General features: G+C 69.9%; 8 protein-coding genes. 5 read left to right on the forward strand and 3 right to left on the reverse strand.

The window, feature by feature from the left end; genetic code table 11:
* Nucleotides 1–54: 54 nt before the first annotated feature.
* The 3 genes from ACOJUJ_RS28980 to ACOJUJ_RS28990 form a co-directional block, all read right to left on the reverse strand.
* Complete coding sequence (locus ACOJUJ_RS28980) at nucleotides 55–642, reverse strand: cob(I)yrinic acid a,c-diamide adenosyltransferase (protein WP_420130412.1); 588 nt, start codon at nucleotides 640–642, stop codon at nucleotides 55–57.
* Between the two features lie 8 nt (nucleotides 643–650).
* Nucleotides 651–1,538, reverse strand: a complete 888-nt coding sequence (locus ACOJUJ_RS28985) for a class I SAM-dependent methyltransferase (protein ID WP_420130413.1) — start codon at nucleotides 1,536–1,538, stop codon at nucleotides 651–653.
* Nucleotides 1,539–1,909: 371 nt separating this feature from the next.
* The gene (locus tag ACOJUJ_RS28990) at nucleotides 1,910–2,098 is read right to left on the reverse strand and encodes a hypothetical protein (protein ID WP_420130414.1); all 189 of its coding nucleotides are present in this window, start codon (nucleotides 2,096–2,098) and stop codon (nucleotides 1,910–1,912) included.
* A 56-nt stretch (nucleotides 2,099–2,154) separates the two neighbouring features.
* Between ACOJUJ_RS28990 and ACOJUJ_RS28995 the strand changes: the two genes are divergently transcribed.
* From ACOJUJ_RS28995 to ACOJUJ_RS29015, 5 genes are all read left to right on the forward strand, one after another.
* Complete coding sequence (locus ACOJUJ_RS28995) at nucleotides 2,155–12,321, forward strand: hypothetical protein (protein WP_420130415.1); 10,167 nt, start codon at nucleotides 2,155–2,157, stop codon at nucleotides 12,319–12,321.
* 107 nt (nucleotides 12,322–12,428) lie between these two features.
* Nucleotides 12,429–13,145: a hypothetical protein gene (locus ACOJUJ_RS29000; protein ID WP_420130416.1), complete on the forward strand. Its 717-nt coding sequence runs from the start codon at nucleotides 12,429–12,431 to the stop codon at nucleotides 13,143–13,145.
* Between the two features lie 60 nt (nucleotides 13,146–13,205).
* The gene (locus ACOJUJ_RS29005) at nucleotides 13,206–13,928 is read left to right on the forward strand and encodes a hypothetical protein (protein WP_420130417.1); all 723 of its coding nucleotides are present in this window, start codon (nucleotides 13,206–13,208) and stop codon (nucleotides 13,926–13,928) included.
* Between the two features lie 8 nt (nucleotides 13,929–13,936).
* On the forward strand, nucleotides 13,937–14,833 hold the full coding sequence (locus ACOJUJ_RS29010) for a hypothetical protein (RefSeq protein WP_420130418.1): 897 nt from the start codon (nucleotides 13,937–13,939) through the stop codon (nucleotides 14,831–14,833).
* Between the two features lie 898 nt (nucleotides 14,834–15,731).
* Nucleotides 15,732–16,547: a hypothetical protein gene (locus ACOJUJ_RS29015; RefSeq protein WP_420130419.1), complete on the forward strand. Its 816-nt coding sequence runs from the start codon at nucleotides 15,732–15,734 to the stop codon at nucleotides 16,545–16,547.
* Nucleotides 16,548–16,801: the final 254 nt, after the last annotated feature.

The following is a 16,801-nucleotide window of genomic DNA, read 5'->3' on the forward strand; positions in this document are numbered from 1 at the left end:
GTTGACTCCGTGTGAGACCCATTCTTTCAGTCGCGCGGCACCAGGCCCGCGGATCTACTCGGCCGTATCGGGGTCGCGCGGGCGAGGCTGCCAGGTGACCTCGTGCACGCCGGCGCGATGGTTCAGCAGGCGCGCGCAGACGAACAGAAAGTCGGAGAGACGATTCAGATAGGTGAGCACGTCCGCGCGCACCTCTTCCTCGTGCGCCAGCCGGACCACCGCGCGTTCCGCGGTGCGGCAGGTGGTGCGGGCCAGGTGCGCGCGCGCCGCCGTCTCGTGCCCGCCGGGGAGCACGAAGGTGCGCAGCGGCGGCACCTGCGCGTCGTAGGCGTCCAGCAGGCCCTCCAGCCGGCGCCAGTCCGCCTCGCCGATCAGCTGCGGCAGCTTGTACTGCAGCCGGCTGTCCGGCGGCGTCGCCAGCTCCGCGCCCAGGTCGAACAGGTCGTTCTGCACCTGCCGCAGCTCCGCCGCCACCTCGTCGTCCGAGAGGGAAACGACCAGCAGGCCGATCGTCGCGGAAAGGTGGTCCAGCTGCCCGTACGCCTCCACCCGCAGGTGATCCTTGGGCACGCGCTCGCCGCCGAACAGCGACGTCTCTCCCTGGTCGCCGTGGCGCGTGTACAGCTTGGACTTCTTTGGCATGATTCCGTTCAGCGCCGCTCGGCCACCAGCTGCAGGTAGCGCAGCCTGCCCGACGCATAAAGGTCGATGGTGTGCTGCACGGCGTCGCGAAAGTCGTCCGCCATGCGCTGGCCCCACGCCGCGTCCAGCGCGCGGATGCGCGGCGCGAAGTCGCGGTCGTAGGTGGACGGGAACAGGCGCCGCATCACCCCGGCGCCCACGTCCGTGTAGTCCTGCAGCTCGCGTAGCTCAAAGCCGGCCTGGCGGATGGCGTCCAGCAGTTCCTCGTCCGTCATCCAGTCCGGGCTGCTCCAGTGGTGGCGCAGCCCCGCGCGGTCCGCCTCGTCCGCATCCCCCGTGAGCACCCAGTCGTCGAACGCCAGGCGCCCGCCGGGGGCCACGACGCGGTGCATCTCCGCAAGTGCGCGCGGCTTGTCGGGGATGTGGTAGAACATGTTGAACGTCCACGCGCAGGTGAACGCCCGCTCGCGCGCGGGGATGCGCTGCGCGTCACCCAGCAGGTACGCCACGCGGCCCGCCGGTCCGCCCAGCGACGCCGCCGTCCGCAGCTGCAGCGCGCTCACGTTCAGCCCCGCCGCGCGGCAGCCGGTCTCCGCCGACACCTGCCGCACCGCCCCGCCCACCCCGCACCCCACGTCCAGCACCGTGTCCGCCGGGCCGATCCCCGCCATCCGGGCCAGGCGGCGCGTGCACTCCCGCGCGCCCTCCACCCACCGAGCGCCATCGCCCCACACACCGGCGTCGTCCACCATGGGCGGATGCAGCTGGTCGCCCAGCATCAGCCCCACGATCCCCGTCCCCGGCAGCTCCACCCCGTCCAGCCACGCCGCGTCGTAGTACTCCGCCGCCCGCGTGGCGTCCGCGGGACCGGCGCCCTCGTCCTCGCTCTGTCGCATCGATTTCCGGAGATCCCCGGCGTCCGCCAATCCACCGTTCGGCGGTGGATGAGCAAGGCCGGCGCGCGGCGGACAACCTAGCGCGTGCCCGCGCGGCGCCACAACCCGAACCGGCCACGGCGGGCCTCACCGAAAACCCCTCACGTAACCCGCCGGTTGTAACGCGCAGTTACAGGTGCATCGTGGCGTTACACCGGTCCATTACAGGTGCGCCGATCGGCACCGGGCGCAAACCGCAGTTCGAGTTCGTCTCAGGTTCGTACCTGTATGTACCTTACGGGGCTGCTCCCCGATTCCGTCGCACCCCGGCCCGCCTCCTGCCCTTCCCCCCGCCGTTCCCGCGGAGCCTGAACGTTCCTCTCACGCCACGGTCAGGACGCCACGGAGCGCTGCCCAGGCGGCTCGCTCCGCTCCGCGGATACGGCAGACACCGCCTCTCCACCGCCGACGCGCTCGCCGCGCGGGACGGGGACGGGACGGCGCAGCATCGCCCGCCGGGCCAGGCGCACCGCCGGGCGCAGCAGCACGCCGAAGCAGACCGGCCGCACCAACGCAGGCATCGAGGCCCATGACGGGCCGCGGAGCCGCAACGCCGTCCCTTTCCAGGTCCCGAGCCATGATCACGTTCCAGCTGTACCAGGGCGGGCTGTACCTGACCCCGGCGGGCATCGCCAACCCCGCGCAGGCGCGGGTGGGCTTTCTGTTCCAGGACGGCCGCACCGACCCCACCTACACGCTGTCGGCCACCTCGTGGACGGACCCGGCGCAGCAGGGTTACTTCGCCTTCTTCACCCCCTCGGCCACGCGCGACTGGACGGCGTTCGCGGGCGCCGTGCGCAACGCGTTCACGGCCAATCAGGGGACGCAGTTCGGCTGGTTCACCGGCACCGGGGCCGACGCCGCGGCGGTCAGCCTGGTGCCGGTGACCGATCCCGGGACCCCGTCGCCGTTCGTGTCGCCGCAGGGATTCACCCTGGGCTTCAACAACATCACCCTGGGGATGTCGGGGCTGCCGTTCGGCCCGCAGCCCACGATCAGCTATGACGACGGCGGCAACGCCTTCCAGATCGCCAACCCCAACCAGACCGTACAGCTCACGGCCCTGGCGCCCGGCGGGGGAACGGGGAGCTTTACCTCCACCTCGGCCACGCTCACGCTGCCGATGGACGACGCGGCGGCGCACGCCGGCGGGCTGAGCGCGGCGTTCCAGCTGAACACCGCGCAGCTGGCGACGTTCGAGGCGGGGTTCATGTACTTCTCCCCGCCGCAGGGGAACCAGCTTCCCGCGTACAGCTACCCCGCGTTCCGCGCCACGAGCGGCGAGAACGCGCCCATGGCGTTCAACGGGTGGTTCGACGTGCTGAACCCGCTGGACGACGTCCGCACCTGCCTGCAGTTCACCGACGCCACGCTGGGCTCGTACTTCACCACCAGCAACGGCGGCACCTTTACCCTTTCCACCACCAACGGCGACAGCACGGGCACCAGCCGGCTGGTGCTGGCCAACCGCCCGGTGAACGCGCCCACCGACACCCGGGCGTACTACCTGACGCCGGCCGGCCGCTTTGGGCTGGGGACGGCGGAGGCGCGGGCCAACCTGCTGTGCGGCGTCACGGGGACGGAGTTCCTGGACGTGGCCACGGCGGCAACGCCGGACGCGCTGGTCATGCAGCCGGGGAACGCGGCGTACCAGCTCACCACGCCCGCCACGCAGGCGGGGGAGACGCCGCAGTTTCTGGACGCGCAGGGGGGCAACGTCACCACCGCGTGGGTGCAGCTGGAAACCAGCGGCGGCAGCTACGTGTCGCAGCCGCAGGCGTCGCCGCTGTACCAGCAGAACGGGGACACGGCGGCGCTGCTGGGCGGCAGCCGCATGGAAAGCGGGCTGAACCTGTACCTGCTCGATTTCCTTCCCCTTCCCACCTGGGGCGGCTCCACCACCACGGCGCTGCGGGGGACGGAAGGCGCCTCGTCGACGGTCAGCGGCCCCCCGGTGCCCATGGTGCCGTACTCCGGGCTGCAGTTTTCCACCCCGGACCAGGCGGCGCCCTGGCTGGCGCTGGAGTCCACCGCCCTCAACCCCCAGCGCAAGAACGAGTTCACCGCGCAGCAGACGCAGGTGAACGCGCTGGCGCGCCGGGCCGGGCTGCTCAGGGCGCTGGACGCGCCGGCGGACCCGCCGCAGACGTGGGCCATGACGCCGCAGGGGCTGCTGGCGGGGCTGGACGCGTCCAGCGTGTGGACGGCCACGCGCATCGCGGTGAGCGAAAAGCTGGACAACTCCGGGCCGCAGTACCTGGAGATGGACGCCATGACGGAGCCCGTCCGGCAGGCGCTGCAGCAGAACCAGATCTTCATGGTGGTGAGCTCGCTCAGCAACCCGAGCGCGCCCCCCGCGGAACTGTTCGACTTCAGCAACGACGGGCTGAACATCGCCGGCTGGCCGTTCAGCCTTAGCCCGGACGGCACGGCGGACGAGAACGGCGTTCCGCCCATCTTCATGCTCAAGTTCTATCCCGGCCAGTCCATCGCCGACCTGGTGAACGACACCAGCCTGTGGTCGCAGGCCTTTACGTTCAACAACAACCCGGACTTCAAGCCCGACGCGGCGCAGGCGTACATCCAGGAGCAGATCCAGAAGGCGTGCGAAAGCGTGTACGGCGCGGGCAACTGCCCGTCCGGGGGCACGCCCACGGGGCAGCCCGACACCAGCTCGCTGTACTGGAACTTCTACCAGGTGGTGACGGACCCGGCGTTCAGCGGCGTGCTGGCGCTGAACGCCAACATGCAGCTCAACAACCTGCCCCCCGCCATCCGCGCCGTCACCGGCGGAATGACCAGGCCGGGGGATGACGGGCCGGAGAGCAACATCCAGGCGTTCCGCGTGCACCACGTGGGCGTGGCCATCAACGACACCGACCCCGACGCCACCATCCCCACCCTGGCGCAGAGCTCCCTGTTCGGCCTGGTCGACTACGAGAAGCCCACATCGGACACCGCCGCGGCGAAGGACGCGGTGGCGGTGGACTACAACTTCGAGGTGGAGTACCTGCGGGCGCTGTTCACCAACTCGGCGCTTACCGAGTTCTCGTGCCAGATCAACCTGACCATCAACGAGCTGTTCGGCACGGACGTGTCGCTGGGGTCGGAGGAGGACGGCAACGTCGTCGTCATCACGGGATCGTACCAGGCGCACTCCACCAGCGGCGACAGCTCCACCAGCGGGCAGGGCGTGTACTCGTTCGTGGCGGAGGGGAACTTCGACTTCACCTTCGCCGAGAACACGTACCTCAAGAGCATCGACCTTACCAAGATCCAGTTCTCGTTCCTGCAGGAAACCAGCACCAGCCCCATCACCAGCACCATCCAGGCGTCGTTCGGCATCTGGGGGGCCATGGTGTTCAACGAGATCCCGGTGCTGGACGTTTTCGCCTTCGAAAAGCTGACCTTCGAGGACCTGGGGATCGGGGTGCAGTTCGACCTGACCATCCCCGTGGCGCCGCCCAACCCGCCGCCCGCGCCCAGCACGGCCAACCTGTCGCTCACGTTCTCGCCCGGGAACCTGCGGCTGAACCTGGCCGACAGCCCCAGGCGCACGGGCGCCACCAGCATGCTGGACCTGCTGCCGTTCAAGCTGACCTCGTTCATCTACAACGAGTTCCCCGACAAGCAGACGGTAGAGTCGCTGCAGTACATCCCGCTCACCAGCCTGCCGGCCGGCACGCCGGTGGTGCTGCAGAACCAGTTCAACTACGGGCTTACCTTCGACCTGGACCTGGGGTCGTGGGGGGCGCTGGCGGGGCCGCTGCAGGCGTTCCAGTTCAGCTTTCTGATCGGATGGAAGACGGGGACCAACGAGCTCGCCTTCGGGGTGCAGCTGCCGCAGGCCAACGGCAAGCTGGAGATCAACATCCAGGGCGTCCTCAAGCTGGTCATCGACCACTTTGTCCTGCAGTACGACGACAGCGGCAGCGGGATGCTCGTGGTGGGGCTGCAGAAGTCGTACATGGAGATCCTGGGGCAGCGCATGCCCCCGGGAAACCTGTTCTTCAACTTCCTTCTCTTTTCCCCCAGCGACGACCAGGCGCGCATCGGCTGGATCGTGGCCCTGGAGGCGGGCGAAGAGGGCGGCGGCGGTGACGGGGCGCGCGCGCTGCCGGCGGGGTGGTCGCGGGGCGCCCGCGCGCTGGGCGCGGGGGAGGACGGCGACGACGCCAAGCCGGTATTCCAGCTGGAGTACCTGGGGCTGGGGCAGCGGGTGGGCCCCGACGCGGAAGAATCGGCCAAGCTGACGGACTTTGCCTCGTTCCTGGCCTACATGAAGGGGCCCTTCATGGAGGCGTTCAGCAGCGGCAAGTACGGCGACATCTACCACCCCGACGGGCAGTGGCTGGCGCTGGCGGACTTTACGCTGCTGGGGATCGTGGAGGTGGGCTTCGTCTTCTACGACACCACGCCGTTCTACAGCCTTACGCTGAGCGTGGAGAAGCTGTTCAGCTTCGAGATCACCTACACGCGCATCAGCGACACCATCGGCCTGTTCCAGGCCAGCTTTACCCTTCCCGACGCGCTGCGGACGTTCCAGGTGGGCGCCGCATCGCTCACCCTGCCGTCGCTGGCGGTGAGCGTGTACACCAACGGCAACTGGAAGGTGGACCTGGGCTTTCCCGCCGGGGACGACTGGAGCCGCTCGTTCCAGGTGCAGGCAATGGCGGGGCCGGTTCCGGTAACGGGCTCCGGCGGGTTCTACGTGGCCAGCCTGAGCTCGGCCACGGCGCCCGCGGACACCTTTACGCACGACTATCCCAGCATCCTGGCCTTTGGCTTTGCGGCGCGGCTGGGGGTGGGCAAGGACTTTACGGCGGGGCCGCTCAAGGCGGGGGTGAGCGTCACCTTCTTCGGCATCGTGGAAGGGGCGGCCGGATACCTGTCGTCGGGGAGCGACAACATCTTCCGCACGCCGGACGCGCTGTCGCTCAGCGGCCAGTTCGGCATCATCGGCGAGCTGTACGGCTCCATCGACTTCGTCGTCATCAAGGCGAGCGTCAACGTCCGGCTGCAGGCCAGCATCGGCATCATCCTCACCTACGAGCGGCTGGGCCCCGGCGACGGCAGCATCCTGCTGTACATCGAGGCCAGCGTAAGCGTGAGCGTAAAGGTGGAGATCGACCTGGGGCTGTTCTCCATCTCCATCTCCTTCTCCTTCAAGGCCTCGTTCCGCTTCGAGTGGCAGCTGCTGTCGCAGGGAAGCAGCAGCCAGCGCATGCTGACGATGGCGTCGCTGCGCACCCCGCGGCTGATGGCCGTGCAGACCACGCCGGTGCTGCCGCTGCTGGCCGGGCTCTCCAGCAACCTGGGTCTGTGGTTCCTGGCGGAGGGGACGGTGGTGTTCCCCCAGGCCACGGGGACGGGGACGCCCATGCTGGTGACGTCGCTGGGCATCGCCTACGACACGGCGCCGCCGCCGGCGCCCACCTACGCGCAGTTCAAGCCCTTCGAGGCCATGACGGCGCAGCTGGTGACCTGGGCGGTGGGCCACGCGCTCTCCCTCGCCGGCGGCACCTACACGGTGGACCAGGACCAGGTGGCGGCGCTGGACCAGACGCCGGACGTGCTGGTGGGGTGGATGGACTACCCCACCCTGCTGCAGCAGCTGGCCGTGTTCAACACCACCGGCCTGACGGTGCCCACGGCCTCGGCCAGCGCCACGACCTTCCCCATGCTCCCCTTCCTGCGGCTGCAGACCAGCGGGCGGCAGAACGGCGGCGGGGGCGCGGACGAGCTGAATTTCGTCTACCAGGACGAGAACGTGGTGCCCACCACCTACATCGACATGGTGGACGCGTACTTCAACCAGCTGTTCGTCAACCAGCAGAGCGCGGGCACGGACGGGGTGATGCTGATGGCGGCGGAGGACGATACGACGCCGCTGACGCAGGAGATCTTCCTGAACTACTTCCGCGGGCTGGTGCGGGGCGGCGTGCACGCGGTGCTGCACACCATGCAGGACAACGGTGCGCAGACCGGGCAGATCGACGCGCTGATCCAGGCGGCGGTGGGGGCGGGGCAGTTTCAGTCGCTGGCGGGGCAGATGAGCGCCTCGTTCCGCGGCGGCGTGCGGCTGCCGTCCACGCCCGGGGTTACGCTCACCCTCCCCGGCGGCACGGTGGTCCCCGACACGGACGGCACCACCACGGCGCTGTACGGGCTGCTCTGGCAGGAGTTCCCCGTCGGCTCGCTGGGGCAGGCCGGGCAGTACACGGTCACGCCGAGCAACCCCGACACCACGCAGGCGTGGGTCACGGTGAACGCGCCGTGGACGGTGACCAGCACCTGGCTGGCCCCGCTGGCGCAGGCGCAGGCCACGGACATCGTGGCGCCCACCGCGCCCACGCAGCTTCCCTTTACCGACGTGGGGCCGCAGGCCTTCTCGTACCAGAACGCGGTGGCGTGGACGCAGACGGGAGGCACGCCCGTCACCACCAGCCTGTTCCCCTTCCCCAGCACCCTGGCCACGCTGCAGGCGACGGCGGGGACGTGGCTCCCCATGCTGGTGCAGTCCCGGGCCGGCGGCGCCCCGTACCTGCCGGGCGGGACCAACCTGGCGCCCTCGGCCTTCACCTGGGCCACGCAGCTCACGCTCACGGCCACGCAGGTGCCGGGGGCGGACGGTCAGCCGCTGCCGGACGTGTACGCGCTGGGCGCGGCCAGCCAGCGTGACCAGGCGCTCATCGAGCAGGTGATCCAGATGCTGGCGTCGGGGGGGACCAGCCCCATCGCCTCCATCCAGGTGCTGTACCAGGAGTCGGCCGGCGCGCCGGGGCTTAGCTCCGCCGCCATCAACGCCGCGGACGTCTTCGTCCTGCGCACCAACACCACCACGGTGTCGGCGCCGCCCGCGGGGCCGCAGCTGCTGATGTACGCGGCCGAGGCGCCCACCGCCGCGGAGCCGCTGGTGGGCGCGGCGCTGACGGACGTGCCGGACTTTCTGGAGATCGTGCGCCAGGCGGCGGTGACCAACGCGCCGGGCTACTACCTGCGCTACGTGGACACGGCGGGGGACAGCCTGCCCGCGGCGCTGTTCCAGAACGGCCCGTCGCCGGTGACGCTGCTGATCACCTACACGCCGGACGGCTCGCTCAACACGCCGGCGTCGCCCGCGCAGGTGCAGCCGTACTACAACGCCATCTCCATCGCCAACGTGCAGGCGGGGCTGATGTACTACGCCGAGACGGCGAACGACTCGCTGCTCACGCAGTACGCCTCGGTGGCCGCCGGCTCCATGGGCGTGGTGCTGACGCAGAACGAGAGCAGCACGCTGATGACGCCCAGCGCGGCGCTGCGGTCGCGGGCACCGGGGCTGAACGCGGCGCCGGGGAAGAACGGGCGCGCCGGGTGGCGGCGCTCGGAGGTGGTGCAGGCGCTGGTGAGCGCGGGGGTCACGGACCCGGACGAGGTGCGCTCGCTGGTGGCCGCCTCGGGCGGCACGGCGTCGCAGCTGAACGCGCTGTACTCGCTGGTCACCTACCAGGTGCAGCCCACCGCCGGCTTCGTGCAGAGCAACCTGTCGGCGCCGGTGCAGCCGCAGCAGCCCGACGCCGCCAGCGCCCAGGCGGACGGGGTGGCGGCGGACGGCGGGACCCAGCTGTTCCGCGTGTACGCGCCGCTGTACGCCCTGGCCACGGCCAACCAGGGGGTCACCGGCCGCCCGGCCAACCGGTACGCCAGCATCGGTCAGCCGGTGAGCATGCGGTTCTACCAGAACGACGCGTTCGGCAACCAGATGCCGACGGCGCAGACGTTCGACGCCACCAACCTGTACTTCGACCCCATCGTCCCCATCGACGAGTGGCAGGGGGTGGTGACGGCGTACGACTTCGCGGGGGGTGCGGCGGGGACGGTGAACGTGTACCTGCAGCCCAGCGCGGCGGCGTTCACGGGGATGTCGACGGACCAGGCCGCGGCGGCGCTGCAGTCGTACTACACCATCCTGGACCAGCTCACCGGCCCCGGGGTCACGCTGTCGCTGGAAACCAACCTGGCGCTGGATTCGGCCGGGAACATGGTGAAGGTGGGGCTGACCACGCAGCAGACGGCGCAGGTGGTGGCGATGGTGCAGGGGATCGTCACGTACCTGGAGAACTTTACCCTCCCCGCGCCGGCCTTTGGCGTGGCGATGGTGACGCTGCCGGTGGCGGTGTCGGGCCCGGGAACGCTGCCGCCGGTGTTCGAGCTGTCGGTGCGGCTGGGGATCGAGCGCGACGTGAGCCTGATCTCGCCGATGCTGCTGCAGGGAACGATGGTAACCTACCCGGCGGCGCAGAACCGCTGGACGACGGTCGTCCCCACGGCGGGGGCGGTGCCGCTGACCGGGGGCGCCCCGGTTTCGCTGCCGGACTTCGCCGCCGACTTCGTCAAGTCGTTCGATTCGCTGATCCTGTCGGTGGGGCTGGGCGGAGCGCACCAGTCGCAGGCGCCCACCTCGGCGCAGCGGTCGCGGACGGCGCTGCGGGCGCTGGGGGGCACGGCGGACACGTCGGGATCGGGGGCGCCGGCGCCGCAGTCGCTGTGGGCGGTGCAGTCGTACCTCACCGACATCACCGTGGGGCAGGCGGAGGGGACGGGACCCTTCTACCTGTCGCCCACGCCGCTGGACAACACGCTCAACACGGCGCTGGTCCCCCGGCCCGCGCTGCCGGACGCGCTGATCCCGGCCGGCACCACCTGGCCGCAGCAGCAGATGTTCACCGACGTGGACCTGGACCGGCTGAACTCCGGCTTCTTTGCCGCGGTGGACGGCTTCCTGGCCCCGGCCTCGGCGGCGCAGGCGTTCGAGGTGCTGCCCGACGTCTACAACGTGGTGGCCCGCGGGCGGCGGTCGCTGGCCGACCTGTACTCGGCCAACGAGATCGACTGGCTGTTCGACGACGGCGCGCCGTACACCGGGCCGCAGACGCAGCTGGGGATGGGCCAGGAGGCGTTTGGCCAGCAGATGCGGGCGTCGCTGGCCACGGCGTACGCGGTGGACACGGTGGTCCAGTACACGGTGAACTGGGCCTCCACGCCGCCGGCCTCGGTGGGCGACGACTTCTCCCTCTTTGGCCAGGTGCAGCCCTCGGGCGGGGTCAAGCTGGACAACGGCTACTCGCTCTCCACGGCCGACGTGCCGGTAACGGAGTCGGGCCAAAGCGTGCTCACCTTCCTGTTCGGCGTGCAGAACGCGCAGGACGTCGCGGAGGTGGACCTGGCGCTGGAGTACAACGTGACCCACGTGCAGGTGTTCACCGAGCCGGCGGGCGACGTTCCCGAGGGCGAGGCCCGCTCCAGCTTCTGGCTGCAGCTGGTGAACCCGTATCCGCAGGGAGTGCCGCAGGTGGGGACGGGCGACGTGACCATCCCCATCGTCTTCCGGCAGTACCCCACCCCGCCCACGCTGCTTACCCAGCAGGGGCTGCAGGGCGCCGGCGACGCCACCACGCCCTCCGGCAACCCGCTGGTGGACGCGGCCGCCTGGCACCTGCTGTACCAGTACCAGACGCAGCTGACGGTGCACGACCAGATCACCACGGCCATCACCTACAACACCAACCTGAGCGCGTCGGGCGGCGGCGGCGGCGACCAGTCCAGCCTCAAGGGGCTGGCTGATCCCGTCACCTACTACACGCTGTTCGAGTCGCTGGCCCGCTTCAGCGCCACCTTCGCGGTCATCTCGCCGGTGCTGACGGACCTGACCAACGCCAACTGGCAGGCGGCGGCCACGGTGTTTGGCGGGCTGGTGCAGGACGTGGTGCGCAACACCACCTGGACGCCGCTGCCCAGCGCCATGTTCATGGCCTCGCGGCTGGCCACGGTGACGGACAGCTACACGGTGGTGGAGGTGCCCCAGAGCACCAGCGGAGACGACACCACCAGCCTGATCACGCTCACCTGGGCGGAGTACGAGTCCAGCTTTGCCGGCGCGTCGCTCTCCATCGTCGCGGTGTCACCCCAGACCGGCCAGCCGTACCCGGGCCAGACGCCGGGAACGGTGACGGACGGCATCACCACCCTGTACACGGCGCCCACCTCGGACTGGGTGATCCACCAGCTGGAGGTGGACGGGCTGAACGTGCTGGCGGCGGAGAACGCGCTGACGGGGGTGCAGGTGCAGCGCAACCTGATCGTGATGGGGGCGTACGCGGCCAAGGACGAGTACGTCTACAACACGCCGATGGTGCGGGCCACGCAGCCGGTCACGCCCTTTGTGGACAACGACGCGCCGATCGACGTGGCCAAGCTCCCCAACCAGGGGGTGGGCACCGGGTGCCCGACGACCACCACGCCGCCGGGGATCCCCGGGCTGTGCGCCCGCATCTACACGCTGATGTACGACCTGCTGGTGGCCGACGCCGGCGAAAGCCTGGCCCGTGCGCACGCGCTGGCGGGGATGGACGACGCGGGGGCGCCGCGGCGGGTCAAGGTGTCGTGCGGCTTTCAGTACCCGGTCGCGTCGGCCAGCGGGCTGCCCTCGGCCAACCCGGTCATGCCGCTGGTGCCGGTGGCGCTGGCGCGGTCGTTCGTGATCGACGGCACGCAGCCGGACCAGCTGAGCGACTTTTCGGGCGCGTTCGCCACGGCGGCGGCGCAGTGGGCTGAATCCAACGCGGTCACGCTGGGAAGCCAGGCGCAGACGGGCGCCCGGTTCGTCTTCGACATCACGCTGTACGCGCAGATCAGCGGGCTTAACACGCCGGTGCTGAGGCTGCGCAACCTGCAGCTCGCGCTGACCGACATCGCGGTCTGAGCGGGCCCGGACACACGGAGATCGCGGCCGCGGAACGGGGCCTGGCCAGCCCGACGCTGTACCGTTCCATCCACCCACGTACGACACACGAGACAAGGATCAACACCATGAGCGACTCCAGCACTGGCACCCCGGCGGCCGCGGCGGGCACGAGCACCAACCCCTGGACCGGCACCCCGATCACGCTGGCCACGGGCGACAACGCGGTGATGCCGCAGACCACCAACGGCACCATGATCTTCGCGGCGACCAACAAGTCGACCACGAACAACGACGGCACGGTGTACCTGACGTCGGGCGGCAGCGCGCCCACGCCGATCGACGTGCCGGCGCTGGCCAACGCGCCCACCATCCAGATCAACAACTGGCAGGCCAACAACCTGAGCGTGAGCAACCAGAGCACGGCCAACGTCACGCCCATCCTGATCCAGGCGGTGGGCCCGGGGCTGGCGGGGACCACGCCGGCCAACCTGCCCATCGGCAGCAGCATCACGCTTACGCCGGGCTCGGCGGCGCAGGGCACGGCCAGGCCGCAGTTCATGACCATGCGCATCCAGTCCACCGCCAGCACGGTGGGCGTGCTGGGGATCATCGGCGGCAAGCTGGACGGCACCGGCAACAACGGGTACGTGATCTCGGTGAACGACTCGCAGAACGGCAACACGGGCCCCAACACGGGCAAGACGCCGCCTCCGGGGTACTACGCCACCACCACCAACAACAGCTACAACTTCCAGTTCAACTGGGGTTCGTCGGCCGTGTTCATCTCCAACCTGTCGCCCTCGACGGCGGAGAACCTGTCGATCACGCTGAGCGCGCTGTAAGCCCGACGTCCGTCCCGCCCCGGCCGCCGGCCGGGGCGGACCACCCCCGAGAGCAGACCCATGGCATCCGAACCGCCCGCCGCGCCCCTGCAGGGAGCCGCCGTCACGGGAACGCCCATCGCCTGGACCGGCAACTGGCTCCTGCTGCCCGTGTCCGCTTCGGCGCTGATGCAGCAGACCGCCAACGGCACCACCATCTTCGTAAGCATGAACGGGTCGCAGCAGAACAACGCCGGGCTGCTGTACCTTACGTCGGGCGGCAGCCAGCCGCTGCCGGTGAACGTGCCCGCGCTCACCGCGCAGCCGGGTCTGCTGATGAACAACTGGCAGGCAAACAACCTGTCGGTCAACAACCAGAGCGACAACCAGCAGACGTCCATCTGGATCTCCCTGTACGGGCCGGGTATCCCGGGGCAGCAACCTCGCGCGCTCTCCGTGGGGACCCCCACCACGCTCACTGGAGGGCAGAGCGCGCAGGGAACGGCGAAGCCCCAGTTCATGCAGCTCACCTTGCAGTGCACGGACAGCACACTGTGCGTCTTCGGCGTGATCGGGGGGCGGCTGGACTCTACCGGGAACAACGGCTACGTGATCTCGCTGAACGACTCGCAGAACGGCAACACGGGCCCCAACACGGGCAAGACGCCGCCGGACGGGTACTACGCCACCACCAGCGGCAACACCTACAAATTCCAGTTCAACTGGGGATCGTCGACCGTGTACGTGGCGAACATGTCGGCCCCCAACGCGTCGTCGACGCAGGTCACCCTCTCCGCGTTCTAGCGGCGGGGATGGAGACGAGGGCGGAGCCGGAGGGATGGACGGCGCATCCGTCGACGGACGCCGCCGGACGCGCGGGCGGCGAAGGGCGGAGGAAGCTCCCCAAGGCGCGGTGGGTGGCGGCGTGGGCGCTGCTGGCGGTGGCGGGCCCCGCGTCGCCCGCGGCGGCGGAGGACGGGCGGGGCGGATACCCTGGCCTGCGCACGGAGCCGTTCTCCGTGCGGGGCACGCGCACCGTTACGCAGACGTGGAACGGCGCGCCGCTGGTGCTGCAGGTGCTCGACAACGCGCGTATGCCGCAGACGCCGGCGGGCTCAGTGGTGTTCGCGTACCTGAACGTGGCGCGGCAGAACAACCTGGGCGAGCTGGCGCTGGCTTCGGGGGGCGACAGCGTAGAGTACCGGTTCGCGCCGGCGCTGGCGACGCAGCCGGAGGCGGTGGTGCGCAACTGGGGATCGAACAACCTGAGCGTGACCAACGTAAGCGCCAACGACAGCACGCCCATCCGCATACAGGCCATCGGGCCGGGGATGCCGGGCACCACGCCGCTGGCGCTGCCGCAGAACACGCCGGTCACCCTGGCGCCGGGGGCGGCGGCGCAGGGGCCCACGGGCACGCGCGCCATGCAGCTGGTGGTGCGGGCGCCGGGCGAGGACCGCTCGGTGGTGGCGGTGATCGGCGGGCCGGCGGACGCGTCCGGCAACAACGCGTACGTCATCGCGGTGAACGCGGAAGCTATCACAGGCCCGCCCGGCTCCGGCAATCCTCCCCCGCCGCCGGGCTACTACGCGACGACGACCAGCAGCGGGTTCAGCATGGATCTTCAGTGGGGCGGATCCAGCGTGTTCGTGGCCAACCTGTCCTCGTCCGTGTCGCCCGCGCTGTCGGTGATCCTGCGCCGCAAGTAAGTGGCTGGCCGAGGCGTTCGATGCGCATCGCCGGGTCCGGGGGGACCCGCGAAAAATGTGGCCTCACACAGAGTTAGCAGAGTCAACAGAGTTTTCTCGCGTCCTCGGATCTCAATGTGGCGGCTTTATTGATTGGATTGATGGCGCCGGTCGACGAGGCACGAGGCGGCATGGGCGTCTCGGAAACGGGAGGGGGATGGAATGCGGGCAGGGGGCCATCCGCGTTTTTGGGGGAGGGATGCACACGGCTGGATGGGTGCCGAATCCCGAAAAGAATGGGCCTCACACGGAGTTAACGGAGTCAACGGAGTTTTCTCGTGCCGTTTTCTCCGGGTTCGCGCGGGATCCACAAAAGAAGGGTCTCACGCAGAGTTACCAGAGTTAGCAGAGTTTTCTCGTGCCGATGCCGCTGCTCCTGCGGTGTGAAGCCGGATTCCCACGTGTCGGGTGCGGGTGGGGGATGTCGACGAGGCGCGATCTTTTGTGAGGGTGTCGGGAACGGGAAGCAGATGGAATGCGGCAGGGGGCCATCCGCGTTTTTTTGAGGAGGGATGCAGATCGGCGGATCGGCTTCCGAAGCACGCGGGAGCCTGTCGATCGCACTACCTGATGCGCGATCTGGAGAACCGTCCGCCTGCTCGAGGCGAGCGGAAACGCACCCCGGCACCACCGCCCAGAGGCAAGCCGGTGATGCCGGGCGGACGCGTGCTTTGGCGGGCGGGCGCGCCAGCGTTATGATTGTAGCTTACTCCATCCTCGCCGGGCCGGCCGCACACCGCCGGACGGCGACGCAACCAGGACACACGACGCCATTGTGACCGGCTTTCAGGGCGGGGCCGAAGCATCCCCCGCCCTCCCGGATTTGCCGCGGGGTGCGGCACGCCCATGGGCCGGGCCGGTGACACACGTCGCCGGCCCGCCGCCGCGTGGGCTGGCGTGGCGCGCGCGGCGCTTGGCGGCGTGGGCGGTGCTGGCGCTGTCGGTGGCGGCGTGCGGGGATTCGCCCACGCAGGTGGGCTCCGGGCCGGACCCGGGGCCCGTCATCCCCGTCGCCCCGGGCTGGACGGGGACACCGCTGGTGCTGGCCGTCAACGAGAACGCCCGCATGCCGCAAACGCCGGCGGGCTCGATGGTGTTCTCGTTTCTGAACCTGTCGCGGCAGAACAACCTGGGCCAGCTGGCCATCACTTCCGGGGGCGGCGCGCCGGAGTTCCTGACGGCGCCCGCGCTTTCGTCGCAGCCGGAAATCCTGGTAAGGAACTGGAACGCGAACAACCTCAGCGTCACCAACGTCAGCCTCAACGACAGCACGCCCATCCGCGTCCAGGCCATAGGCCCGGGGATGCCGGGCACCACGCCGGTCGCGCTGCCGCTGAACACCAAGCTGGCGCTGCCGTCGGGCGAGACGGCGCAGGGGCCCACGGAGCCGCGCTTCATGCAGCTGCTGGTGCAGGCCACCAGCGGCGACCGCTCGGTGGTCGCGGTGATCGGCGGCCCGCAGGACGCGTCGGGGAACAACGCGTACGTCATCGCGGTGAACGCCGACTCCACCACGGGGCCGCCCGGCACCCTCCCCGCGCCGCCCGGCTACTTTGCGACGACGACCGGCAACAGCTTCGTGCTGAACTTCAACTGGGCCGGCGGCACCATCTTTGTCGCCAACCTCTCCGCCAGCGTGTCGCCCCCGGTGAGCGTGGTGCTGAGGGGGCTGTAGGCGGCCGGGCGGGTTCGTGGACGGGCCCAGATCGAGGCCGCATCGGGATGTTGCGGTTTTCACGCGGAGGCGCGGAGAAACGGAAGAGGCGCGGAGGAAACGATGAGTTCCTCCGCGCCTCGTCGTTTGTCTCCGCGCCTCCGCGTGAACGCTGTCGCCAGGCACGAGAAAGGGTGTTGCCGATCCGAAATACCCCAATCAGTCATCCTGAGGGAGGCGCCGCTCCGAAACCTGCTCATACACAATGCTCTGGC

Origin of the sequence: Longimicrobium sp., from assembly GCF_048594345.1 — a bacterium.
Classification (GTDB): Bacteria; Gemmatimonadota; Gemmatimonadetes; order Longimicrobiales; family Longimicrobiaceae; genus Longimicrobium.

Coding starts and splice junctions, on each gene's coding strand:
- ACOJUJ_RS29010 (WP_420130418.1), top strand. CDS start 13,937: ATGGAGACGAGGGCGGAGCCGGAGGGATGGACGGCGCATCCGTCGACG.
- ACOJUJ_RS28985 (WP_420130413.1), bottom strand. CDS start 1,538: ATGCGACAGAGCGAGGACGAGGGCGCCGGTCCCGCGGACGCCACGCGG.
- ACOJUJ_RS28995 (WP_420130415.1), top strand. CDS start 2,155: ATGATCACGTTCCAGCTGTACCAGGGCGGGCTGTACCTGACCCCGGCG.
- ACOJUJ_RS28990 (WP_420130414.1), bottom strand. CDS start 2,098: ATGCCTGCGTTGGTGCGGCCGGTCTGCTTCGGCGTGCTGCTGCGCCCG.
- ACOJUJ_RS28980 (WP_420130412.1), bottom strand. CDS start 642: ATGCCAAAGAAGTCCAAGCTGTACACGCGCCACGGCGACCAGGGAGAG.
- ACOJUJ_RS29000 (WP_420130416.1), top strand. CDS start 12,429: ATGAGCGACTCCAGCACTGGCACCCCGGCGGCCGCGGCGGGCACGAGC.
- ACOJUJ_RS29005 (WP_420130417.1), top strand. CDS start 13,206: ATGGCATCCGAACCGCCCGCCGCGCCCCTGCAGGGAGCCGCCGTCACG.